The sequence below is a fragment of the Streptomyces sp. NBC_00988 genome, from assembly GCF_045162645.1.
In the GTDB taxonomy this organism is placed as follows: Bacteria; Actinomycetota; Actinomycetes; order Streptomycetales; family Streptomycetaceae; genus Streptomyces.
Window position 1 is genome coordinate 11,892,764 of record NZ_CP108730.1, and the last position, 21,751, is coordinate 11,914,514.

Consider the following 21,751-nt stretch of genomic DNA (forward strand, 5'->3'; position numbering starts at 1 on the left):
CTGCTAGCCGAGGAGTTCGCGAACGAGCCCGGCCACCTGCTCGGTCTCGATCAGGAACCCGTCGTGGCCGTACGGCGACTCGATCAGCCGGAGACTGTCCGCGGACGGGATTCCGGCCGCCAACTCGGCCTGCTGGTACGGCGGATAGAGCCGGTCGCAGTCGACGCCGGCGACCAGGGTCCTGGCCGTCACCCGGCGCAGCGCGGCCCGCGTGTCACCCCGGTCGCGGCCGATGTCGTGGCTGTTCATGGCCTCGGAGAGGGTGACGTAGCTGCCCGCGTCGAAACGGCGTACCAACTTGGCGGCGTGATGGTCGAGATACGACTCGACCTGGTACCGGCCGCCGTTCCACGGGTCCTCCGCCCCCTGTGCCGTACGGCCGAAGCGGACCGCCAACTCCGGCTCGCTGCGATAGGTGACGTGGGCCAGGCGGCGGGCCAGACCGAGTCCCGCGTGGGGGCCCCGGCCGGAATCGTGGTAGTCGCCGCCTTGCCAGTGCGGGTCCGAACGGATCGCCTGGAGCTGGATGTCGGCCCAGGAGATCTGCTCGGCACTCGCGGCAGCGGTGGTGGCGAGCAGCAGCAGCGCGTCCGTCCGCTCCGGATATGTCACGGCCCACTCCAGCGCCCGCATCCCGCCCATGGAACCGCCGACCACCAACGCCCAACGCTCGACGCCCAGTTCATCCGCCAGACCTGCTTCTACGGCGACCTGGTCGCGCTGGGTCACGAACGGGAAGCCTCCGCCCCACGCCCGCCCGTCGGACCGGAGCGAGGACGGCCCGGTGCTGCCCTGACAGCCGCCGAGCACGTTCGGCGCGACGACGAACCACCGTTCCGTGTCGAGGACTTGACCGGGTCCGACGAGCGCGTCCCACCAGCCGGCCGTGGGGTGACCCGGCCCGGCGGGTCCGGCGACATGACTGTCACCGGTGAGCGCGTGCAGCACCAGCACGGCGTTCGAGCGGTCCGGCGCGAGACGCCCCCAGGTCTCGAACGCCAGCCGCACACCGGGCAGTTCACCGCCCGCCTCCAGTGCGAGGGGCTTCTCCCGGGTGTGCCACTGGCGGCGCCCGGGCGGGTCCCCCTCCCGCCAGGCCCCGGAGGCCGGCGGAAGGGGAACCGCTGACGGTGTCGGTACGGTGCTCAGGACGCGCCCTTGGCCGCGCGGAACCCGGCCTCCAGGTCGGCCTTCAGATCGGCGAGGTTCTCGATGCCGACCGAAAGCCGCACCAGCCCCGGCGAGGTGCCGGTCGCCGCCAACTGGGCCTCGTCCAGCTGACTGTGGGTCGTGGAAGCGGGGTGGATGATGAGACTGCGTACGTCGCCGATGTTGGCGAGATGACTGAACAGCTCGACGGCGTCCACGAACCGCTTGCCGGCCTCGACCCCGTCCCGCAGCTCGAAGGCCAGCACCGCTCCGGCACCGCGCGGAAGGTAGCGCTGCCCGGCCTCGTACCACCTGTTGGACTCAAGTCCCGGGTAGTGGACGGCGGCCACCTCGTCGCGCTGCTCCAGCCACTCGGCCAGAGCCTGCGCGTTGGACGAGTGCCGCTCGATGCGCAGGCTCAGCGTCTCCACGCCCTGGAGGAGCAGGAACGCCGAGTGCGGCGAGATCGCCGGGCCGAGGTCGCGCAGCAACTGCACGCGCAGCTTGATGGCGAAGGCGCCCGGGCCGAGCGCCGGCCAGTAGCGCAGGCCGTGGTAACTGGGGTCGGGCTCGCTGAAGTCGGGGAAACGGTCGGCGTGCGCGCCGAAGTCGAAGGTGCCGCCGTCGACCACGACACCGCCGATCGTGGTGCCGTGCCCGCCGAGGAACTTCGTCGCCGAGTGGACGACGATGTCGGCGCCGTGCTCGATCGGCCGCAGGAGGTACGGGGTCGGCACCGTGTTGTCGACGATCAGCGGCACGCCCGCCTCGTGCGCGACGTCCGCCACCGCACGCACGTCGAGCACGTTGCCGCGCGGATTGCCGAGCGTCTCCGCGAACAGGGCCTTCGTGTTCGGCCGGATCGCCGCCCGCCAGGCCTCGGCGTCGTCCGGGTCGTCGACGAACGACACCTCGATGCCGAACTTCGGCAGCGTGTGCCGGAAGAGGTTGTACGTCCCGCCGTAGAGCGACGTACTGGAGACGAGATGGTCGCCCGCCGACGCCAGCGTCAGGATCGCGAGGGTCTCCGCGGCCTGCCCGGAGGCGAGGGCGACCGCGGCGACTCCGCCTTCGAGGGCGGCGACGCGCTGCTCGAAGACGTCCTGGGTGGGGTTGTGGATCCGGGTGTAGATGTTGCCGGGCTCGGCCAGCGCGAACAGGTTGGCGGCGTGCTGGGTGTCGCGGAACACGAACGAGCTGGTCTGGTAGATCGGCGTCGCCCGCGCCCCGGTCGTCGGGTCCGGTACGGCACCGGCGTGGACCTGCTTGGTCTCGAACGACCAGGCCGAGGTGTCGGGACCTGCGGGCTCGTCCTCGGGGGTGTGACCCGCGGCGACGGAGTCGATGGGCTGGCTCATGGTTCTCCCTTGTACGGAGCGTGCGGGGGTGCGGGTGTGCGTGAAGCGACCGCGGGACCGATGTCCGGACCGGAGAAGGGCAGGACGGAGGACGGCGCGGCGCGCTGGTGAAGAGGGGGATCGAATGCCGGAGCGGAGCGTCAGCTCACGGCGGAACACCCCGTGCTGGTGACACGCACGTAGTCGACGTGGCGGCGGGTCACGAGCACGGTCATGCACTGAGAGAACCACAGCCCTTGCCGGAGAACCAGCGTGACGTGGGGAGTTGACACACGACTGCCACAACCACGCCGGCCCCCGGTCCCGTTCACCCCGTGGACGCGAGCAGCGCCGTACGACCGCCCAACGCACTGGAGAAGTGATCCGTGACCTGCTCCAGCGCCGTGGCCGCGGCGGCTGCCACGGTCAGGGTGCCGTCCTCGCCGACCGTGATGTCCTTGTCGAGCGTGAACCAGCCCGGCACGATGTGCGAGGGCCCCATGGAACTCAGCACCGGCCGCAACGCGTAGTCGATCGCCAGGACATGGGCCGTACTGCCGCCCGTGGCCAGGGGCAGCACCGTCTTGCCGGTCAGCGCGTACTGCGGGAGCAGATCGAGGAGCGACTTCAACAGGCCCGAGTACGCGGCCTTGTAGACCGGCGTACCGATCACCACCCCGTCCGCCTGCTCGAACAGCGCCGTGGCGGCGGCGATCGCCGGATGCCCGAAGTCGGCGCCCAGCAACGCCTGCGCTGGCAGGGTGCGCACCTCCAGCGGGGTCACGTCATGGCCCTGGAGGCGGAGCCGGTCGTCCAGGTGACGCAGGAGCCGGGTGGTGCGGGAGGTGGGGGAGGGGCTGCCGGAGACGGACAGGATCGAGGCCATGACGGGACCTTCCGGGATCGGGGTTCAGACGACGTACCGAGCGGACGGACGGACGCTCACCAGGCGCTCGACCGCACCGTGATCAGCGGCCGCAACTCGTTGCGCAGGTTCTCCAGGAAGGTGACGACCTCGGCGGCCACCGACCGGTGCTGAAGGTCGTTGAGGACATCGTGGTGAGCGCCGTGCACGACCGAAAGCCGGGCGCTGGCAAGGGACTTGGCTGTCCGGGCGAGCGCCTCGTGGTCGGCGAGGGGATCGGCGTCGCCGACGAGAAGCAGGGTCGGTACGGCGGTCTCACTGTCGTATGCGGCGGTGAGCACGGCCTCCGGTACCGCGGCGTCGAGCGAACCGCGCCGCACCTCGGGGTCCTGGGTGAGGGCACCCCGGTGGGCGGGGCAGGAGGTGCGGACGTCGAGTTCCTCGTCCCAGGTGCCGGTGGTCCTGGAGGTACTCGGGGCCAGGCCGGGCAGACCCGCGAGTACTACAGCGTCGGGCCCACCGCCGGCTGCTTGCCCGAGCAGTGCGGCGATCGCGGCGGCACCCGAGTCGGCGCCGACGAGCACGAGGGGCCGTACGACACCGTCGTCCACGGCCGTGCCCTCGGCGGCGTCGGCCAGCCGGGCGGCGAGGCCGGTCAGGTCCTCGGTGGCGAGGTCGGGGACGTCGATCACGCGGACCCGGTAGGCGTCGGCGGCGAGCCGTTTGCCGAAGCGGGCGTAGGCCGCCCGGGTCTCGCCACGGCCGGGGACGACGAGGACCGTGCCCCGGACGCGCAGGCCCTCGGGGCCGAAGTAGTCGCTGTACTGGGTCACTTCACACTCCTGCGGATACGGTCGCGGCCGCCTGTGCGGGCTTCCAGCCCAGCGCGGGTGCCACCTCGGTCGCGATGAGTTCGAGGGCGCGGACGGCGGCGTCGTGGTCGGGGATGGCCGGGTTGAACTGGGTGATCAGGTCCGTCGCGACGGGCAGCACCTTCTCCTGCCCGAGTGCCGCGACGATCTCGTCGGGGTGGCCGTAGAAGGAGTGGAAGCGGCGCAACGCCTCGTCCTGGTCGAGGCCCTTGGGGAACGCGCCGTGCTCCGCCATGCGCAGCGCCGCCCGGTGGACGTCGTCGCCGATCGCCGCGAGCGCCGTACGCCGGTCCTTGGCCGGGAACACGAACCGGGAGAGGCCGATGCGCGGGCGCCGCGGCTGGCCCCAGGCGGCCGAGTAGGCGTCGGCCCAGGGGCGCTGGACTTCGTCGGTGGGAGCGTCGAAGCCGTAGGCCGCCCGGTTGAGCAGGAGATTCGCACCGCCCTGTGCGGCGTACTCGGCTCCCTGTTCGCTGAACACCCCTTGCCAGACACGGTCGTTGAAGTCGCCCGGCCGGGGCTGGATGCGGAAGCCGGGTGTGCCCACCTCGCGCCTGTCGAGGGCCTGGCGCACGATGTCGAGGTTCTCGCTGGTGAGTTGGCGCTTGCGGGCCACGTCCTTGCCGAAGGCCGCGTACTCCACTTCACTCGATCCGCTGCCCACCCCGAGCTCCACGCGGCCCCCGCTGAGGGTGTCGACCGTGGCGATGTCCTCGGCGAGCCGCACCGGATCCTCCAACGGGAGGATGGTGATGGCGGTGCCGAGCCGGATACGGTTCGTGCGCGCCGCCGCGTGGGCCAGGAACGTCCACGGCGAGGACAGCCCGCCGCCCCCGAGGGGGACGTGGTGCTGGGCGACCCAGCCGACGTCGAAGCCCAACTCGTCGGCCACGACGAAGAGTTCCTGGGCGTTGCGGTAGGTGCGGGCGATGTCGTCGTCGCGGCCCTGGACGTGGGTGAGGAAACCGAGCCGGAAGCGTGGTCTCTCGGTCGTCATGGGGTGCCGGGCCTCTCAGTCGTTCACGAGCTGGCGCTCGCGGGAGTGGCGGTTGGCCGGGATCGGCAGGCCGAGGTTGCCGCGCAGGGTGTCGGACGTGTACTCGGTGCGGAACAGGCCGCGCTTCTGCAGGAGCGGGACGACGCTGTCGACGAAGTAGTTCAGCTCCTCCTCGGTGCGGAAGGCGAGGTTGAAACCGTCGAAGGCGCGCGCGTCGAACCACTGCTGGATGGTGTCGGCCACGGTCGTCGGGTCCCCGACGAACGGTGACTGACGGAACTGGTTGATGGACTCGGCCACTTGACGCAGCGTCAGGTTTTCGGCCTTGGCCCGCTCGATGAGTTGCGTGGCACCCGTGCGCCCGCCCTTCTCGGCGAGGTGGGCGACATCCGGGAAGGGTGCGTCGAGGTCGTGCACGCTGAAGTCGTACGCCCCGAAGGAACGGCCCAGCAGTGCCAGGTTGCGGCCGAAGTCGTCGTCCTCCTCGAAGATCTCGCGCTCGCGACGGCGGGCCGCCTCGTCGGTGGCGGCGACGACCGGGCCGCCGTGGATGAGGATCTTGACGTGGTCGGGGTCGCGGCCGTAGGCGGCCGCGCGCTTCTTGACGTCGGCGTAGTAGTCCCGCGCCGACTCCAGGGTGCCGCCGGGCGCGAAGATGCCCTCGGCGACCTGCGCGGCGAGATCACGGCCCTCCTCGGACACGCCGGCCTGGAAGATCACCGGCTGGCCCTGCGGGGAGCGGGAGAGGTTCAGCGGGCCCGCGATCTTGAAGTGCTCGCCCGCGTGGTCGAGTTCGTGCAGCTTGGCCGGGTCGAGGAACACGCCCCGCTCGACGTCGGCCGGGAACGCGTCGTCCTCGTAGGAGTCCCACAGCCCCCGGGCCACCTGCACGAACTCCAGGGCACGGCCGTAGCGGGTGGCGTAGTCGAGGTGCTCGTCGAGACCGAAGTTCCGCGCGGTGCCGGTGTCGAAGCTGGTCACCACGTTCCAGCCGGCCCGGCCGCCGCTGATGTGGTCGAGCGAGGCGAAACGGCGGGCGAGGTTGAAGGGCGAGTTGTACGTCGAGCTCGCCGTGCCCACCAGGCCGAGGTGCTTGGTGTGGGTGGCGACGGCCGACAACAGGGTCAGCGGTTCGAGGCGGTTGAGATAGTGCGCCGGGTAGGTGGAGTTGATGAACTGGCTGTCGACGATGAACAGGGCGTCGAACAGGGCGTGTTCGGCCGCCTGCGCCAGCCGGATGTAGTAGTTGATGTCGATGCTGGCGTTCTTCGCGACGCGCGGGTCCTTCCACAGTCCGTGCTGGCCGGGACCGCCCACGCCGTAGGGGTGCAGGGCGAGGTGGAGCGTGCGGGACATGGCTGTTCCTTTTCTGTCAGGGGGAGCGTCTGTCAGGGGGAGTTGATGGAGTGTCAGGCGTGCAGAAGGGCGCGTAGAGCTTCGCGTTCGGCCCGGTCGGCCGCCGCGCTGTGCAGGGTGGGCGCGGAGCGGACGAGCAGGCGTGTGTAGGGGTGCTGGGGCTGGTTGATGACGTCGGCGGTGGCGCCGACCTCGACCAACTCGCCCTGGTACAGCACGGCGATGCGGTCGGCGACCCCGGCGACGGACCCGAGGTCGTGGGAGATGAAGACGAGGGCCACCCCGTCGGCGCGGAGTTCCTTGAGGATCTGGAGGATCTGCACGCGGTTGGCGGAGTCGAGGGCGCTGACCGGTTCGTCGAGGATGACGAGACGCGGTTCGGTCACCAACGCCCGTGCCACCGCGACCCGTTGACGCTGACCGCCGGACAACTCGCCGGGCAGCCGGTCGAGCAGGTCGGCGGAGAGCCGTACCCGGTCGAGGAACGCGTGCACTCGGGTCGCCGCCTCCTGCCGGGACACGCCCTGGATGAGCAGGGGTTCGGCGAGGGACGCCTCGACCGTCACGTCCGGGTCGAGACTGCGCAGCGGGTCCTGGAAGACGTACTGGACGACACCGCGCCGACGCAGCGCGCGCCACTGGCGATGGCCGTACGAACCGACTTCCTCGCCGTCGATCACGATCGACCCGGCTGAGGCGCGCACCAGCCCGAGCACGGCACGCGCGAGTGTCGACTTGCCGGAGCCGGTCTCGCCGATGATGCCGACGGTCTCACCCGGGGCGATGCTCAGGGAGACCCGGTTCAGGGCCTGGCGGCGGCGCCGGCGGAGGCCGTAGTGCACCTCCAAGTCGGTCACGTTCAGGACGGGTTGGTCGGGCTGTGGGGCCGGGCGGTCGGTGCTCACGCGTCCTCCTCGACGGAGTCCAGGGCGTCGGTTTTCGCGGGCTCCGCGGACTCGGTGCCGAGGAACTTGTCCAAGCCGTACTGCTCGTGCTCGGCGATCAGCAGCCGGGTGTATTCGTGCTGGGGGTTGTGCAACACCTGGTGTGTCGGGCCCTGTTCGACCACTTCGCCCTGCCGCATGACGAGGACCTCGTCGCAGAGTTGGGCGACGACGGCCAGGTCGTGGGAGACCAGGACGAGGGCGAGCCCGGTGCGCTCGCGCAGGTCGGCCAGCAGGTCGAGGATCTCGGCCTGGACGGTGACGTCGAGCGCGGTCGTGGCCTCGTCGGCGATGAGGATGCGCGGGTCGGCGGCGATCGCGGCGGCGATGAGGACGCGTTGGAGCATGCCGCCGGAGAGCTCGAAGGTGTACTGGCTGTAGACCAGTTCCGGGTCGCGCAGATGCACCGCGTGGAGCAGGTCGATCGCCTGCCGGCGCGCCTCGCGTCGCTTGAGTCCCTTCTTGACCTTGAGGACCTCGGCGATCTGGGCGCCCACGCGGATCGAGGGGTTGAGATACGACGCCGGGTCCTGGAAGACCGCGCTGATCGTGGCGCCGCGCAGTGCCGTCCACTGCGCCGACGAGAGCCCGGAGATGTCCTGGCCGTCGATCTCGATCGAGCCGCCGGTGACCTCGAAGTGCCCGGGCAGGATGCCCAGCGTGGCCCGGCAGGTGAGGGTCTTGCCGCTGCCGGACTCGCCGACGATGCCGACCGCCTTGCCGGGTGTGAGCGTGAAGGTGACGCCGTGGACGATCTCGTCGGCGGCGGCCTGGTCGCTGATGCGGACGTCCCGTACGGACAGGACGGGCGTCGAGGGGGAGGCCTGGTGGACGGGCTCGGTCGTGCCGGTCGTGCCGGTCTCCTCGACCTCGGCCCTGCTGTTCTGCTCGGCCTTGGTGAGGACCTTCTCGGAGAGAGTTGCCATCACGCACCTCCGGCGTGAACGTGAGCGGCGTCGGTATGGATGGTGTTGGCGAGCCGATTGGCGCGCGCCTTGCGGTTGTTGACCAGGGCGCGGCCCGCCTCGCCGGAGACGTCGCGGATCGCGTCGGCGAGCAGGTTGCAGGCCCAGACGGTGACCATGATCAGGAGGGCGGGGACCAGTGGCGCCCACGGTTTCTGGGTGAGATAGCCGAGGTCCGAGGCGAGCAGTCCGCCCCAGGTCGGCGCGGGCGGCTGGACGCCGATGCCCAGGAACGTCAGCGTCGAGACGATGACGAAACCGACGCCGATGGTCTGGGCGAGCGCGACCGCGATCGGCGGCAGCACCTTGACCCAGACATGTCGACGGACGACCCACCCGATCGACGCCCCGGAGATCAACGCGGCCTCCACGTACGGCGATCGGGCCACCGCCAGCGTGGCGGCGCGGGCCACCCGGTAGAACAGCGGGGACACCAGCACCCCCGTGACCAGCATCGCCTGGGTGATGCCGTTGCCGAGCAGTGCGACCACGGCGACGGCGAACAGCAGGAAGGGCAGGGCGACCAGCGTGTCGGTCAGCCGGAGGGTGACCCACTCGAAGACCCGGCCGAAGTAGACCGACAGGATGCCGGGGATCGCTCCGACTCCCAGTGCCGTGAGGGCGACTTCGAGCGAGCCGAGCACGCTGACCCGGGAGCCGTCGAGCAGGCGGCTCAGCACATCGCGGCCGAGGTAGTCGGTGCCGAGCCAGTGCGCGCCCGACGCCTCGGCGAGGGTGTCGGAGCTGGTGGCCAGCGGGTCGTGGGGCGCGATGAACGGCCCGAGGACGGCGAGCAGGGCGATCAGGGTCAGGATCACCAGGGCGATCCGGCCGGACGTCAGGGAGAGCACGCGGCGCACCATGGTCACACCCCCCGCTGCGACGCCGGCGTCACACGCGCCAGCACCAGGTTGACGATCAGGTTGAAGGCGACGACCAGGACGATCGACACCACGAGGACTCCCTGGACGGCCGGTACGTCACCGGCCTGGGCGGAGTCGTTGGCGAACCGGCCGAACCCCTGGAGCCCGAAGATCCACTCGGTGACGACGGAGGCGCCGACGAGGGTGGGGAACTTCAGGCCGAGCGTGGCGAGCGTCGGGCCGAGGCCGTTGCGCAGCACATGGCCGAAGAAGATGCGGCGTGGACTGAGGCCCCGCACGACCGCGCCGGTCACGTAGTTCTCGCGGTAGGCGGCGATGAGGCTGGTGCGCAGTTGGCGGGCGACGTCGGCGATGACGTCGAAGCTCAACGCGACGGCGGGCAGGGTGATATGGGCGAGCCAGGGCCCGACCCCCTGCGCCGCCGGGACGTATCCGGCGGACGGGAACACATGCAGTCCGACCGCGAACACCGCGACCAGCACGATGCCGACGACGAACGCGGGCATCACCGAGATCACCGTGACGAAGCCCGTGATGGCGCGGTCGATCCAGGTCGTATGGCGCAGTGCGGCGAGCGTGCCGAGGGCGAAGCCCGCGACCACGCCGATGAGCAGCGCGAAGAACGCCACCGACAGGCTCACGCCCAGGCCGAGTCCGATGAGGGTGGAGATGTCGGCGCCGTTGGTCCAGCTGGTGCCGAGCTGCCCGTGCAGGACCCCGCCCAGCCAGTCCACGTACTGGACGAGGAAGGGCCGGTTGAGCCCCCAGTGTGCTTCAACTCTCGCTACCGCCTCGGGAGTTGCTTCCTCGCCCAGCTGGATCCGCGCCGGGCTGAGCCCGCTCAGTGATCGCAGCGCGAACGTCACGAACGTCGCGACCAGGAACACGGGCACGAAGATCGCGATCGACCGGGCGAGGGTGACCAGGACGCGGCCCACGGTGTGCCGCGTCCCGGTCGTGGCGATCCGGTGACGGACGTCGGGTGGTGTGGCCGGTGCCTCCGTCGTCGTCATGGCTTGCCCCCTCTCTGTAGTGGCTGTACGGGTAGTGCCTGCAAGGGATGTGACGGAACGTCAGTTGGAGCCGATGGTCACGCCGGTCCAGTCGATGTGGGCCGGGTTCTTGGGCAGGGCGGAGATGGACTTGCTCTTCGCGATGAGGTTGGGCGAGGAGTACGTGAAGACCAGCGCCTTGCTCTGCAGACCGGCCCGGGTCGCCGCCTGGAGGACCTTCGCGTAGTCGGGGGAGTCCAGCGGTGTCTGCCGCACCTTGGCGATGGCCGCCTCGAAGCCCGAAGGCTCGTACGGCGTACTGAGGTTGAGCGGGCCGTTCGGACCGAAGTGCGCGGTGAGGGTCTGTGCGGCGGAGTCACGCCCCGTCGTCCCGTAGATGGAGAGCGTCAGGTTCTTCGCGAAGAACGGGGTGGCCCAGTTCTTGTCCACCTTGATGTCGACGGTGATGCCGACCTTCGCCAACTGCGCCTGGACGATCTCCGCCGAGGGGTCTTCCGCCGGGATGACCAGGCTGAGCTTGATCTGGCCCGCCTTGTAACCGGCCTCGGAGAGCAACTGCTTCGACTTGGCCGGGTCGTAGGCGTAGTCGTTCGCGGACTGCGGGTCGTAGGCCACATAGCCCTTGGGGAACGGCTGGTTGGTGACCGAGCCGTAGCCGAAGGTCAGCTTGTCAACGAACTCCTGGCGGTTGATCGCGTAGCGGACCGCGTCGACGACCTTGGTGTTGTTGAACGGTGCCTTGTTGACGTTGAGGCTGATGTTGGAGGCGTTGAAGCCGGGCTGTACGAAGACGTCGAGTCCGGCCTTCTTGGCGGCCTCGGCCTGACTGGGTGCGATGTCGGCGAAGTTGTAGACGCCGGTCTGGAGTCCGGAGACGACGGTCGCCGCGTCGGGGGCCGAGGTCAGTTCGACGTTGTCGATGTGGATGTCCTTGGCGTCCCAGTAGTCGGGGTTCTTCTTCAGCAGCACCTTGGTGCCCGGGACGAGCTGGGTGACGGTGAACGGGCCCGCGCCGACCGGGTTCTGGTCCAGCTTGGTGGGCGACGCGGCCGCCTTCGGGCTGGCGATCTGGAGCACGCGCTCGCCCAGGAGCTGGGGGATCTGGTAGTCGACCTGGCTGAGGTGGAGCACCGCGTCCAGCCCGTTGGCGTCCACCGACTTGATGGAGGTGAGGTCGCCGAAGAGCGCCGAGTTCTTCTGCTTCTGGGCGCGCACGATGGCGGCCTTCACGGCGGTCGCGTCGACCGGCGTACCGTCGCTGAACTTGAGGCCCGGGCGCAGATGGAACGTGATCTGATCGCCCTTGGCGTTGTACTCCCAGCTCTTGGCCAGGTCGGGCACGGCCTTGCCGGTCGCGTCCGTACGGGTCAACGAGGCGTAGACCAGGGCGAGTTCACGGAACTGGGCGCCACTGCCGCTGACGACCGGGTCCCAGTGGGCGGGGAAGTAGGAGGAGGCCCACTTCAACGTTGCGCCGCCGCCGGCCGTCGAGGCGTCGCCGCCGCAGGCGCTGAGGGCGGGGACGAGCACGGTGGCGAGGGCGGTACCCAGGGCGGCGGCGCGCAGCTTGCCGGGGCGGAAGGCCGCCCGACGGCTGCGGGGCGTGAGTCGTCCGGACATCTTCGTTTCTTTCTTCGAGGGCTCCCGGCCGCGCCGGGGCAGCGGAAAGGAAGCGAGGGCGGCACACCTGGGGTCCGGACACCACGGAGACCGGGACGACGGACATGCCGGTGCGGCTTCGATATGCACGGAGGCATGCCGCGCCCAGAGCAGGGGGCGTCGGCGGATCGCGGGGGAGGGCCCGGGACACGGAGGGAGGCAGAGGAGGCGACGAAACGCGAGAGGGGGCGCGAGGAGACGGCGCTGGGCGGCGAGCCGGCGGAGTGCCGGTGTCTACGGGAGCGGGGTCAGGCGCCTGTGGGCCGGGGTCGGCGGGTCAGCGACAGAGAGCGCTGCAGGTGCGCCGCAGGTCCACGTAGCGGCACACCACACCGGGGTGCGTCGTGAGCATGCTGCACATCCTGGGGCCAGCCGTCCGAGGCTGTCAATGGACACCAATTGGTGTCTCATTGGGCGGGACGGTCTCTGACCCCTGATCAGAGCCCTGTCAGGGTCAGGAGGAAGGGGCGGGGGCTACCGCGGGATGTGCCGCGGCCTCCTCCGGGTGCAGCCACAGCGGCCCGTTGCCGGTGTCGACCCGGACGGCCCCGGCCGGAGGCCATGGGCTGCCGTCGGTCAACGACGTGCGCTCGGGTTCGGTCAGGGTCCGGTACCGCGCGAGCGCGTCCGCCGGCTCCAGCGCCGTGGGCGCGGGCAGCAGCCTGGGGCCGAGTTCGGCGACGGCCGAGACGTACTCCTCGTACGGCCGCCAGCCGGGTACGACGCGATACCCGGCGGCGGTGCGCAGGAGCAACGTCGGCAGTGCGTACCGGTGTTGGCCGTCCGGAGTCTCCTTGGCGGCACCGGGATGGGGCGAGCCCTCGGCGCGCACCGACAGCACGTCGTCGACCGGCCCGCGGGCTTCGGCACGGTCGGCTCGCACTCTCTCCAGTACGTCGGCCGATGCCGCGTCGGTCGCGAGCCGCCCGGCATCGAGACCGGGCACGCCGGACACCACCGACAGCGCCGACGCGGGGGTGTCCGCGGGCTGCCCGAGCACGAACACGCTCTCCCGCAGCCGCCGTAGCACCCGGTCCGCCACGTCGGCACCCTGTGCTTCGGCCGCCTTGGCGACCAGGGAGGCCGGCCAGGAACTCGCGGCCACGCGGCTCAGGTGACGTGCCCGCGGGGCGTGGGTGTGGGCGCTGATGTCCTCGACATAGCGCGCGTACCAGGCGGTTTCCGCGGCCGGGTCGGGCGCGGGGTCGTCGTCGTGGTCGAAGAGGATGCAGTACGCGCGGCGCCAGTGAACCTGTCCGGCGAAGGCCGCGCGCAGCCGGCGGAAGACGGGTTCGGATCCCCAGGCCCAGGGACACAGGGGGTCGGTGTACTCGACGACTTCGAGGACCTCGGAGGCCTTGGCGGCGTGCTGGTCCGGGGCCGTCATGCGGCTCCCTGGCGGGTCAACTGCTCCTCCACCGCGTGCTGTTCGCCAGCGGAGGCGGGCAGCAGGGTGGCCAGCGTCGTGCCACTCAGGACGGCGGCGGCCTCGGCCTCGATCCGGCGCCACACCCCCGGCAGACCGGAGGCGGGGCCGGGGTAGTCGAGTCCGGCGAGGGGTTCACCGCGGAGGGTGATCAACTCGCCGTCCACGGCACGGGCGACGTCGAGGAGCGTGATCTCGTCGGCGGGCCGGCCGAGCCAGTAGCCGCCTTCGCAGCCACGCTGGCTGCGGACCAGGCCGGCTCTGCGCAACTCGCCCACCACGGACTTCAGGAACCGGAACGGGATCTGCTGCGAGGAGGCGATCGCCTCGCACGTGAGCGGACGGGCAGGTTCGCAGGCGAGCTCCAACAGGGCCCGCGTGGCGTAGTCCGCCTTCGCGGAGATATGCATGCGCACATAATGCCCGACGCGGGCCCCGCGACGAGAGGTTCCGCCGCTTCCCCTCCCACCTCTCCTCATACATTGCGGGAACATTGCCGCAGGTGAAGGACAATGGACACCTCTTGACATCCTTTTCCGGGCGGCTCTAGCGTCCCTCAGCATGAGCGAGCCGCTGACAACGCCCGGCGAAGGTTTCCACCCCCATCTCCACGACGCCGCAGGGCAGTCCACCGCCCCCCTGCGCAGCCGCCTGCACCACGTCCGCGCCGACGCCCTCGACGGCGACACGGCACAGAGCGGCGGCATGCGCAGGTTCGCCGCGGTGAGCGGGAAGACGGTCGGTTCCGAAAAACTGTGGATGGGTCAGACCCACGTCGCCCCCTCCACCGCCTCCTCCGACCACCACCACGGCGAATCCGAGACCGCCATCTACGTGGTGAGCGGCCACCCCGAGTTCGTCTTCCTCGACGACACGGGCCCACAGCTGGAGGAGATCCGCCTGCGCACGTCCCCGGGTGACTACATCTTCGTACCGCCGTTCGTCCCGCACCGGGAGGAGAACCCGGACCCTGCGGACGAGGCCGTGGTGGTGATCGCACGCAGCACACAGGAGGCGATCGTCGTGAACCTTCCGGGGCTGTACGTGCTGGGGGCGGGGGAGGGCTGAGATCGACTGCTGCGGGGGCGCGCGGCTCACCCAACGGCTGTGATGTGTACAGCAGTTGGGCGGTTGATCACTGCCCTCCGATCGACGTCCCGCCATTAATTCCCTCGCGATGCGGTCGGTACGGGCCGAGACTCGTGTCATGACTGACATGGAGGCGTTCCGGGACGCGGTCACCGCGTGGGCGACGGGTGGCCCCGGCGACACCGCGCGCTCACTGGCCGCACGGTTGCCCGTCCGGACGGCCGTCCTGCTCGAAGGGCCCAGCGACGTCGCGGCGGTCGAGGCGCTGGCGGAGAGCCGCGGCCGGAACCTGGCGGCCGAAGGAGTCTGCGTCCTGTCGATCGGTGGCGCGATGAGCGTCGCGCACTACGCCCGACTCCTCGGTCCACCCGGACTGGGCCTCCGCCTCACGGGACTGTGCGACGAGGCCGAACGCCCCTACTACGCCCGCGGCTTCTCCCGCGCCGGCGCGGCGGAGCAGACCTTCTTCGTCTGCGCGGCGGACCTGGAGGACGAACTGATCCGCGTCCTCGGCGTGACACGGGTCGAGGAACTCGTCCGGGCAGAAGGCGACCACCGCGCCCTGACCACCTTCCTGCGCCAGCCCGCCCAGCGAGGCCGTGACCCGCAGCAGCAGTTCAGACGCTTCCTGGGCACGAAGAAGGGCCGCAAAATCCACTACGGCCGCGTCCTCACCGAGGCCCTCGACCCCGAACACGTCCCGGCACCGCTGGCCGCCCTGCTCACCGCCGCCTTGGCGCCCGCCTAGGAAGGCATACGTCGTGTCCGACCCGGACAGTCAGATTCCCTACTGGGACGCGGCTGCGGCAACGAAGACCTTCACTCATCCACTCCATCAGCTATCTAGCGAGGGGATCCGCGCGTTTAGGCGTGGGGGGAATCGCTTCTCAGGGCTGCTCTGACATCAACTGTGCACACGAGTCTGCACTGTTGGCCCTCACCGACTAGATGCCCGTCACGTGTATAGTGATCGTTGTGACTGTGGCGCGGAAGGTTCGCCGGTATTCCGGTGGTGTGTACGACTTGGGGCTGCATGTGGTGTGGTGCCCCAAATACCGCCGCAGGGTTCTCGGCGGCCGGGTCGCGGTCCGGCTGCGCGAGCTGATCGAGGCCAAGGCCGCAGAAAAGGGCTGGGAGATCATCGCCCTTGAGGTGATGCCCGACCACGTACACCTGTTCGTCAAGCACGAGCCGAAGGCGTCGGCGTCCTACGTCGCGAACCAGTTCAAGGGCTTCACTTCGCGCGTGCTCCGTCAGGAGTTCCCGCACCTGAAGTCTCAGATGCCCACCCTGTGGTCGTCGTCGTTCTTCGTCGCCTCGGTCGGCGCGGTCAGCGTGGACACGGTGGAGAAGTACATCAACACCCAGTGGGAACGCCCCTGGACGAAGAAACAGAAGGAGGAAGCCGAGCGTGCACCGCGCGTATAAGTTCCTCCTGCGCCCCACCGTCCGCCAGGCGCAAGCCCTGTCCGAGATGCTTCGGGATCACTGCTCGCTGTACAACGGGGCGTTGCAGGAACGTCGTGACGCCTACCGGCACGCTTCGAAGACGAGCACCAAGTACGGGCAGCAGTCCGCGCAGCTCAAGGAGATCCGGGCGTTCGACCCGGAGCGTCAGGGCCGCTGGTCGTTCAGCTCGCAGCAGGCGACCTTGCGCCGTCTTGACAAGGCCTTCGCTGCGTTCTTTCTCCGGGTCAAGTCCGGCGAGAAGCCCGGATATCCGCGTTTTCGTGGGGTGAACTGGTTCGACACGGTGGACTTCCCCAAGGACGGGGACGGCTGCCGCTGGGACTCCACCCCGCACGACCCGGTCACCCGTGTGCGGCTGCAAGGCGTCGGGCACGTCCGCGTCCACCAGCACCGTCCGGTGCGCGGCCGGGTCAAGACCGTCAGCATCAAGCGCGAGGGGCGGCAGTGGTACGTCATCCTCGCCTGCGACGAAGTCCCCGCCGAACCGCTCCCCGCGACCGGCACCGTGACTGGCATCGACATGGGCGTAGCCCACTTTCTCACCACCTCCGAGGGTGAGCACCAGCCCAACCCGAGGCATGGACGGCGCAATGCCGAAGCCCTCGCCGACGCTCAGCGCGCGCTCAAGGAGTTCCCGCGCCGTAAGCGGGAGAACCGCACCGCCCGGCACCGCCGGGCGGTCGAGAAGGTCGCCGCTCTGCACCGCAAGGTGCGCCGCCAGCGCACCGACCACGCACACAAGACCGCTCTCGCGATGGTCCGCACCTATGACGTCATTGCGCACGAGCGCCTGAGCATCGCGAACATGGTCCGCGCCCCCAAGCCCAAACCTGACACCGGGAATCCTGGCGCGTTCCTCCCGAACGGAGCCGCCGCGAAGACCGGCCTGAACAAGAGCATCCACGACGCGGGTTGGGGGGTGTTCCTGGGCATCCTCGCGCACAAGGCTGAAAGCGCCGGTCGCAAGCTGATCCCGGTGGACCCCCGCAACACCTCCCGCACCTGCCCCGCCTGCGGGCACGTGTCCGGCGAGAACCGCCCCACGCAAGAGAAGTTCGAGTGCACCCAGTGCGGTCACACCGACAACGCCGATCAGGTAGGCGCACTCAACGTCGCTATCAGGGCCGGGCTGGTCCTTCCGGACGTGGCCTAGCCATCGACAGGAGAAGCCCCCCCGGATTTATGCGGGGGGAGGAGTCACCCACCCTGGCTGGACGGGCTCAGCAGACGCGCCGCGATTCTCGACTACGGATGCGGCTACGGCCGCACCATGGAGGAACTCGAACAGCACGGCTTCGACAACCTTACGGGCGCCGACACCTCACCGGCCATGATCGAACGAGCCCGGCACCTGCACCCCACCCTCCACTTCGCCACCCTCGACGCACCCCCGGCGTGGCCCTCGCCGCGCGCCGCCTTCGACGCCGTGCTGCTCTTCGCCGTACTGACCTGCGTCCCCGCCGACGAAGCACAACTCCGCCTGATCGCCGAGCTGCACCGCATCCTCAAGCCCGGCGGAATCCTCTACCTCAGTGACCTTCTCCTCCAGGACGACGAACGCAACCGCTGCCGCTACGACCGCTACGCCACCCGCTGTGCGGACTACGGCGTGTTCGAGACCGACGACGGTGCCGTCTGTCGCCACCACTCCCGTGCATGGCTCACCACCCTGCTGAGCGGCTTCGAAACTCTCACGACCCGGACCATCGCGGTGCCCACGATGAACGGACATGAGTCGACGGGGATCCAGATCCTCGCCCGCAAACCCTGTGTTCAATCAACTGCCGTCTCTGGCCGGTGAGTTCGGTCATCCGCGTCGAGGCGCAGCGAGTCGGATGCGCTGCCGACAAGGGGTGTCCTCACCTTTCGTCCCTCAACCCCTGCCCGCCCGGGCGAGCGCGTCCTCGGCCTGCGTGGCAAGGGTGTTGACGAGGTCGGCGGCGGACGGCAGGTCGTCGATGAGGTCGACTGCCTCGCCGGCCCAGATGGGCAGCGCGGGTATGTCGCCCCGGGACAGGGCGAGTTGGTAGTCCTGTCTGGCGTGGGGGTCGTCGGCGAGTTCGGTCTCCCGGCCGCGCCATGCGTCGAGGAAGGGATGGCCGAGCGTGCGGGCGGTGTATGCCGACGGCCAACTGGAATCCCGGGCGATGTCGAGGACGCGGTTCCGCTCGGTGTCCTCACCGTGCCCCTGGACGATGGCTGTGGCGGTCGCGGGAGGGATCAGGGCTTCGGTCGTGGCCTGGAAGCGGGTGCCGATGAGCGCTCCGGCGGCCCCGAGGGCGAGCGCGGCGGCCACCCCGCGCCCGTCGGCGATCCCGCCGGCCGCGAGCACGGGCACGGGAGCCGCAAGATCCACGACGACCGGCACGAACGGCAGCGTGGATCGACCGTGCCGGGCTCCGTGCCCGCCGCTCTCGGATCCCTGCGCCACGATGACGTCGGCGCCCAGGTCGACCGCGCGCCTCGCTTCTTCCAGATCGGTGACCTGGATGATCAATGCGGTACCGGCCCGGCGGACGCGCTCGGCGAACGGGGTCGGGTCCCCGAACGACAGCATCACCGCGGCAGGGCTGTGTTCCAGCGCGTGCTCGACCGCGTCGACATCGATCTGCCAGGTGAGGAAGCCGATGCCCCACGGCTTCGTCGTCTGCTCGGCGACGATGGCCAACTCGCGGGCCAGCCAGTCGCGTTCACCGTTGGCGCTGCCCAGCAGCCCCAGCCCGCCACCGCGGGAGACGGCCGCGGTCAGCGCACCACCGGCCGATCCACCCATCGGCGCCAACGCGATCGGGTGGTGCACACCGAACAACTTCGTGAACGCCGTCGACAGTGTCATGGCCGCCATCATCACCCTTGCCGCCGGACGAGGTGAAGCGCCGCGGACAGGAGTGGCTCGGCCGCGCGGCCCGAACTTGGATGATCAATATCTGCATGACACGGGCAACGACAGCGCCGGGTGTGCGTCCTCGGTGCTGTTCGAGATCGAGCATGGTCTCGCGTTCGTCGGCCTTGGCGCCGGTCAGGGCGAAGGCGACGGGTAGGTCCTGGGGGTGCGCACCAGGTGCAGCCGCAGGCTCCAGAAGAAGCGGCTGTGGCTGGCGCGGTAGCCGTACTCGGCCCATCCGGCCAGGTCGGAGCGTTTGACGGTCTGGCGGGAGCGGCCGCAGTCCACCGGGCGTGGAGTCCACGATCCACACGGCGTCGCTCCACACCGAGGTATCGCTGGCCGGCAGCCGGGTGGCTTTCGGCAGGCACGGGAAGAGGTGCCGCAGGTGGGAACGGGCGTGGCGGAGTCATCTGGCCTCGGCGGTGAAGCCGGGCATGGCCTGCGTGATCGCCAGGGTGACCAGCTCGGCGTCGGTGAGCCGCGGGGTGATCCCCACGGCAGGCCGCCATGGTGCGAGCTGCGGGGATGCCTTCCGCAGGTCGTCGGTCTTCGCGGCGAGTGCGGTCGCGAGGATGTCCAACTCTGTCTTCACGCACTGACGTTGGACGCCTTCGTCCCATGCGCGCAGCCGATCCCTCGGAATCGATCATCTGGTGGTGCTGCGTCGGGAAACCGGCGGACAGACGTCGGCCGAGCGGGCCGCGGCGCACCGGCCGGGGATCGGGCTCGACCGGAGTCGGCGGCCCGGTGCGTTGGCCTAAGCCGCTCTACCGATGCCGCGTCGGTATCCCTGGCGCACCGCGTGGTTCACCCTCTCGGTCCCGCCCCGCGTGCCGAGCGCCGCTCATGCCTCGGCGGATGCGCCGGTCGCCGCCGCGATCAGGGCGGTCGCCGCCGCGCGGGAGGCCGCGGCCACTGTGGAGGCGGAGTCGTGGTCCATCAGGGCGGAGATGCCGGCGCCGTCGTAGAGGAGTTGGAGCTGGTGGCCCAGGGCGTCGGGGTGGGCGGCGCCGGCCTCGGCGGCGAGGTGGGTGAAGAGTTCGCGCATCCAGCCGCGGAAGGCGTCCGCCGCTTCCTGGACCAGCCCGCCGGGGCCGGCCTCGGCGCCGGCGCGGATGAAGGCGCAGCCGCGGAAGTCGGGCCGGTCGAACTGCCGCCCCTGGGACTCGAAGACCGCCAGCATCTGCTCGCGGGGCGTGTCGTGCTCCGCGACGGCCCGGGTGATCCGGTCGGCGGTGCCCGCGTGCCGGGTGTCGAGGTACGCCCGGACGAGCTGCTCCTTGCCGCCGAAGGTGTTGTACAGCGACGCCTTGGCCACGCCCGCGTGCTCGATGACCCGGTCGATCCCGACGCTCTGCACGCCCTCGGCGTAGAACAGCTCGTTCGCGGACGCGAGCAGGCGCTCACGCGCCGACGGCTTCGAGGTGCTCTGGACACTCGCCATGACGGTCACTCCTTCAGACAGATCTGTCTACATTGTGCCCCGGCCGCGGCCCATCGGCCGAGTCCCGGCCGGAGGTCAGCCCTCAGGCGTTGCCGCCGACCCGCTCGCCGGGCAGGACCGCCGCCCCGTCTCGGCCGCCGCGTTCCAGCCTGAGCAGTGCGAACGCCGCGAGGACGATCACGGCGACGCCGTACTCCTGCGCGGTGGCGGTCAGTCCGCCCCCGTGGACGACGAGGAACCCGGCGATCACGGCAGGCACCCCCATGCCCAGGTAGGAGACGATGAAGAGCAGCGACAGCACCCCGGAACTCTCGTGCGGCCGGGCCAGCGGCATCACCGTACGGATGCCGCCCTGGAACCCGCTGCCGAAGCCGACGCCCGCGACGGCGGTGCCGACGAAGAAGCCGGTGGCGGAGGAGTCGCGGATCGAGACCAGGGTGAGGGCCACCCCGGCGATCAGCGCGAGGATGCCGGTGAGCATCACCGTCCGGGTCGCCGCTTTCCGCAGGACCAGCACCGAGACGGCGGCCACCCCGGCGAGCACGAACAGGCTCAGCCCGCCCAGGACTTCGGACCTGGAACCGGTCAACTGCCGTGCGAGGGACGGGCCGAGCGATCCGTACAGCCCGGCCAGCGCCCAGACGGCGAACAGCACCGGCGCGGCCACCAGCATCGGGCGGCGTACGGCGCGCGGCAGCTTGATCTCCGGCGCCAGGCTGGCCAGCGCCCCCGGCTTGCGGGTCACCGTCTCCGCCATCAGCGCGACGGCGACGGCCTGGAGGACGAAGACCGCCAGCAGCCCGAGGTAGACCAGATGCGTGGGGGCGGGCAGGAACTGGACGACAAGGCCGGAGACCAACGCGCCGGTCGCCGTGCCGATGCCCGGGACGACCGCGTTCGTGATCGTGCCGCGCGGCCGGTCGATGTCCATCATCCCCGCCCCGATCGCGCCGAGCGCGGCGCCGGTCGACAGTCCCTGGACGATCCGGGCGATCATCAGCCCCGACACGCCGTCGGCGGTGGCGAACACGACCATCGAGGTGGCCTGCGCCGCCAGCGCGGCCAGCAGCACCGGCCGCCTGCCGACGTGGTCGGAGAGCTTGCCCATGGTGAGCAGCCCGAGCAGCACGGCCACCGCGTAGACGCCGAAGACCACGGTGGTGGTGATCGGGTCGAAGCCCCATTCGGCCTGATAGACCGCGTAGAGCGGGGTCGGCGCGCTGGAGGCCGCCAGGAACGAGATGGTGATCGAGGCGAGTACGTACAGCGCCACGTTCGGCGGCAGCCGCCGACCCCGCGCGGATACGGCAACGGAAGCGGATCCGGCGTCGGCAGGCGCCGCATCCGAGGTGCGCGCCGGTTTGGACGCCGGGACGACCGAGAGATTCGTCATG

At 70.3% G+C, this 21,751-nt stretch carries 22 protein-coding genes and 1 pseudogene; 6 read left to right on the forward strand and 17 right to left on the reverse strand.

Annotation, left to right across the window (positions count from 1 at the left end):
• Window positions 1–3 precede the first annotated feature (3 nt).
• The 13 genes from OG496_RS53520 to OG496_RS53580 all read right to left on the reverse strand — a co-directional run bounded on the left by OG496_RS53520 (window position 4) and on the right by OG496_RS53580 (window position 13,877).
• The gene (locus OG496_RS53520) at window positions 4–1,149 is read right to left on the reverse strand and encodes a homoserine O-acetyltransferase (protein WP_405976876.1); all 1,146 of its coding nucleotides are present in this window, start codon (window positions 1,147–1,149) and stop codon (window positions 4–6) included.
• Window positions 1,146–2,507: a bifunctional o-acetylhomoserine/o-acetylserine sulfhydrylase gene (locus OG496_RS53525; protein WP_405976251.1), complete on the reverse strand. Its 1,362-nt coding sequence runs from the start codon at window positions 2,505–2,507 to the stop codon at window positions 1,146–1,148. Before OG496_RS53525 ends, OG496_RS53520 begins: the two co-directional genes overlap by 4 nt.
• A 307-nt stretch (window positions 2,508–2,814) precedes the next feature.
• On the reverse strand, window positions 2,815–3,372 hold the full coding sequence (gene ssuE / locus OG496_RS53530; protein WP_366495734.1) for an NADPH-dependent FMN reductase: 558 nt from the start codon (window positions 3,370–3,372) through the stop codon (window positions 2,815–2,817).
• Between the two features lie 56 nt (window positions 3,373–3,428).
• Entirely contained in the window at window positions 3,429–4,184 is a 756-nt protein-coding gene (locus tag OG496_RS53535) for an alpha/beta hydrolase (RefSeq protein WP_405976252.1), read from the reverse strand.
• Between the two features lies 1 nt (window position 4,185).
• Window positions 4,186–5,220, reverse strand: coding sequence for an LLM class flavin-dependent oxidoreductase (locus OG496_RS53540; RefSeq protein ID WP_405976253.1), 1,035 nt, complete (start codon window positions 5,218–5,220; stop codon window positions 4,186–4,188).
• Between the two features lie 15 nt (window positions 5,221–5,235).
• A complete protein-coding gene (locus OG496_RS53545) occupies window positions 5,236–6,576 on the reverse strand; it encodes an LLM class flavin-dependent oxidoreductase (RefSeq protein WP_405976254.1) in 1,341 nt (446 codons plus the stop codon).
• Window positions 6,577–6,629: 53 nt separating this feature from the next.
• The gene (locus OG496_RS53550) at window positions 6,630–7,481 is read right to left on the reverse strand and encodes an ABC transporter ATP-binding protein (protein ID WP_405976255.1); all 852 of its coding nucleotides are present in this window, start codon (window positions 7,479–7,481) and stop codon (window positions 6,630–6,632) included.
• Window positions 7,478–8,446, reverse strand: coding sequence for an ABC transporter ATP-binding protein (locus tag OG496_RS53555; protein WP_405976256.1), 969 nt, complete (start codon window positions 8,444–8,446; stop codon window positions 7,478–7,480). Before OG496_RS53555 ends, OG496_RS53550 begins: the two co-directional genes overlap by 4 nt.
• Window positions 8,446–9,348 (reverse strand): ABC transporter permease, encoded by a 903-nt coding sequence (locus OG496_RS53560; protein ID WP_405976257.1) that lies wholly within the window; start codon window positions 9,346–9,348, stop codon window positions 8,446–8,448. The genes OG496_RS53555 and OG496_RS53560 overlap by 1 nt, the downstream gene beginning before the upstream one ends.
• Window positions 9,349–9,350: 2 nt before the next feature.
• Entirely contained in the window at window positions 9,351–10,382 is a 1,032-nt protein-coding gene (locus tag OG496_RS53565; RefSeq protein WP_405976258.1) for an ABC transporter permease, read from the reverse strand.
• A 60-nt stretch (window positions 10,383–10,442) separates the two neighbouring features.
• Window positions 10,443–12,002, reverse strand: a complete 1,560-nt coding sequence (locus OG496_RS53570) for an ABC transporter substrate-binding protein (protein WP_405976259.1) — start codon at window positions 12,000–12,002, stop codon at window positions 10,443–10,445.
• Between the two features lie 493 nt (window positions 12,003–12,495).
• Window positions 12,496–13,428 (reverse strand): DsbA family protein, encoded by a 933-nt coding sequence (locus tag OG496_RS53575; protein WP_405976260.1) that lies wholly within the window; start codon window positions 13,426–13,428, stop codon window positions 12,496–12,498.
• Window positions 13,425–13,877 (reverse strand): RrF2 family transcriptional regulator, encoded by a 453-nt coding sequence (locus OG496_RS53580; protein ID WP_405976261.1) that lies wholly within the window; start codon window positions 13,875–13,877, stop codon window positions 13,425–13,427. The genes OG496_RS53575 and OG496_RS53580 overlap by 4 nt, the downstream gene beginning before the upstream one ends.
• 151 nt (window positions 13,878–14,028) lie before the next feature.
• On the opposite strand from OG496_RS53580, the gene OG496_RS53585 reads away from it, so the two are divergent.
• The 5 genes from OG496_RS53585 (at window position 14,029) to OG496_RS53605 (ending at window position 17,827) form a co-directional block, all read left to right on the forward strand.
• Window positions 14,029–14,535 carry a cupin domain-containing protein gene (locus OG496_RS53585; protein WP_405976262.1) on the forward strand — a complete coding sequence of 169 codons (507 nt, stop codon included), beginning with the start codon at window positions 14,029–14,031 and terminating at the stop codon, window positions 14,533–14,535.
• Between the two features lie 139 nt (window positions 14,536–14,674).
• Complete coding sequence (locus OG496_RS53590) at window positions 14,675–15,304, forward strand: TOPRIM nucleotidyl transferase/hydrolase domain-containing protein (RefSeq protein ID WP_405976263.1); 630 nt, start codon at window positions 14,675–14,677, stop codon at window positions 15,302–15,304.
• A 233-nt stretch (window positions 15,305–15,537) separates the two neighbouring features.
• On the forward strand, window positions 15,538–15,984 hold the full coding sequence (gene tnpA, locus OG496_RS53595) for an IS200/IS605 family transposase (RefSeq protein ID WP_405976877.1): 447 nt from the start codon (window positions 15,538–15,540) through the stop codon (window positions 15,982–15,984).
• The gene (locus OG496_RS53600) at window positions 15,968–17,179 is read left to right on the forward strand and encodes an RNA-guided endonuclease InsQ/TnpB family protein (RefSeq protein ID WP_405976264.1); all 1,212 of its coding nucleotides are present in this window, start codon (window positions 15,968–15,970) and stop codon (window positions 17,177–17,179) included. Before tnpA ends, OG496_RS53600 begins: the two co-directional genes overlap by 17 nt.
• 84 nt (window positions 17,180–17,263) lie before the next feature.
• Window positions 17,264–17,827, forward strand: coding sequence for a class I SAM-dependent methyltransferase (locus OG496_RS53605; RefSeq protein WP_405976878.1), 564 nt, complete (start codon window positions 17,264–17,266; stop codon window positions 17,825–17,827).
• Between the two features lie 72 nt (window positions 17,828–17,899).
• Here OG496_RS53605 and OG496_RS53610 read toward each other — a convergent pair whose 3' ends face one another.
• Window positions 17,900–18,862 (reverse strand): NAD(P)H-dependent flavin oxidoreductase, encoded by a 963-nt coding sequence (locus OG496_RS53610; protein WP_405976265.1) that lies wholly within the window; start codon window positions 18,860–18,862, stop codon window positions 17,900–17,902.
• Here OG496_RS53610 and OG496_RS53615 point away from each other — a divergent pair.
• Entirely contained in the window at window positions 18,861–19,067 is a 207-nt protein-coding gene (locus OG496_RS53615; RefSeq protein ID WP_405976899.1) for a hypothetical protein, read from the forward strand. The genes OG496_RS53610 and OG496_RS53615 overlap by 2 nt on opposite strands.
• Here OG496_RS53615 and OG496_RS53620 read toward each other — a convergent pair.
• From OG496_RS53620 to OG496_RS53630, 3 genes and pseudogenes are all read right to left on the reverse strand, one after another.
• Window positions 19,005–19,505 (reverse strand): annotated as a pseudogene (locus OG496_RS53620) (IS982 family transposase); the annotation flags it as partial. The gene OG496_RS53615 and the pseudogene OG496_RS53620 overlap by 63 nt on opposite strands.
• A gap of 252 nt (window positions 19,506–19,757) precedes the next feature.
• Window positions 19,758–20,357 carry a TetR/AcrR family transcriptional regulator gene (locus OG496_RS53625; RefSeq protein ID WP_405976266.1) on the reverse strand — a complete coding sequence of 200 codons (600 nt, stop codon included), beginning with the start codon at window positions 20,355–20,357 and terminating at the stop codon, window positions 19,758–19,760.
• A gap of 82 nt (window positions 20,358–20,439) precedes the next feature.
• Window positions 20,440–21,750: an MFS transporter gene (locus OG496_RS53630; RefSeq protein WP_405976267.1), complete on the reverse strand. Its 1,311-nt coding sequence runs from the start codon at window positions 21,748–21,750 to the stop codon at window positions 20,440–20,442.
• Window position 21,751 lies beyond the last annotated feature (1 nt).

Coding starts and splice junctions, on each gene's coding strand:
- OG496_RS53570 (WP_405976259.1), bottom strand. CDS start 12,002: ATGTCCGGACGACTCACGCCCCGCAGCCGTCGGGCGGCCTTCCGCCCC.
- OG496_RS53630 (WP_405976267.1), bottom strand. CDS start 21,750: ATGACGAATCTCTCGGTCGTCCCGGCGTCCAAACCGGCGCGCACCTCG.
- OG496_RS53555 (WP_405976256.1), bottom strand. CDS start 8,446: ATGGCAACTCTCTCCGAGAAGGTCCTCACCAAGGCCGAGCAGAACAGC.
- OG496_RS53565 (WP_405976258.1), bottom strand. CDS start 10,382: ATGACGACGACGGAGGCACCGGCCACACCACCCGACGTCCGTCACCGG.
- OG496_RS53610 (WP_405976265.1), bottom strand. CDS start 18,862: ATGACACTGTCGACGGCGTTCACGAAGTTGTTCGGTGTGCACCACCCG.
- OG496_RS53585 (WP_405976262.1), top strand. CDS start 14,029: ATGAGCGAGCCGCTGACAACGCCCGGCGAAGGTTTCCACCCCCATCTC.
- OG496_RS53580 (WP_405976261.1), bottom strand. CDS start 13,877: ATGCATATCTCCGCGAAGGCGGACTACGCCACGCGGGCCCTGTTGGAG.
- OG496_RS53625 (WP_405976266.1), bottom strand. CDS start 20,357: ATGGCGAGTGTCCAGAGCACCTCGAAGCCGTCGGCGCGTGAGCGCCTG.
- OG496_RS53525 (WP_405976251.1), bottom strand. CDS start 2,507: ATGAGCCAGCCCATCGACTCCGTCGCCGCGGGTCACACCCCCGAGGAC.
- OG496_RS53540 (WP_405976253.1), bottom strand. CDS start 5,220: ATGACGACCGAGAGACCACGCTTCCGGCTCGGTTTCCTCACCCACGTC.
- ssuE (WP_366495734.1), bottom strand. CDS start 3,372: ATGGCCTCGATCCTGTCCGTCTCCGGCAGCCCCTCCCCCACCTCCCGC.
- OG496_RS53560 (WP_405976257.1), bottom strand. CDS start 9,348: ATGGTGCGCCGCGTGCTCTCCCTGACGTCCGGCCGGATCGCCCTGGTG.
- OG496_RS53545 (WP_405976254.1), bottom strand. CDS start 6,576: ATGTCCCGCACGCTCCACCTCGCCCTGCACCCCTACGGCGTGGGCGGT.
- OG496_RS53615 (WP_405976899.1), top strand. CDS start 18,861: ATGGCCGCCATCATCACCCTTGCCGCCGGACGAGGTGAAGCGCCGCGG.
- OG496_RS53575 (WP_405976260.1), bottom strand. CDS start 13,428: ATGACGGCCCCGGACCAGCACGCCGCCAAGGCCTCCGAGGTCCTCGAA.
- OG496_RS53590 (WP_405976263.1), top strand. CDS start 14,675: ATGACTGACATGGAGGCGTTCCGGGACGCGGTCACCGCGTGGGCGACG.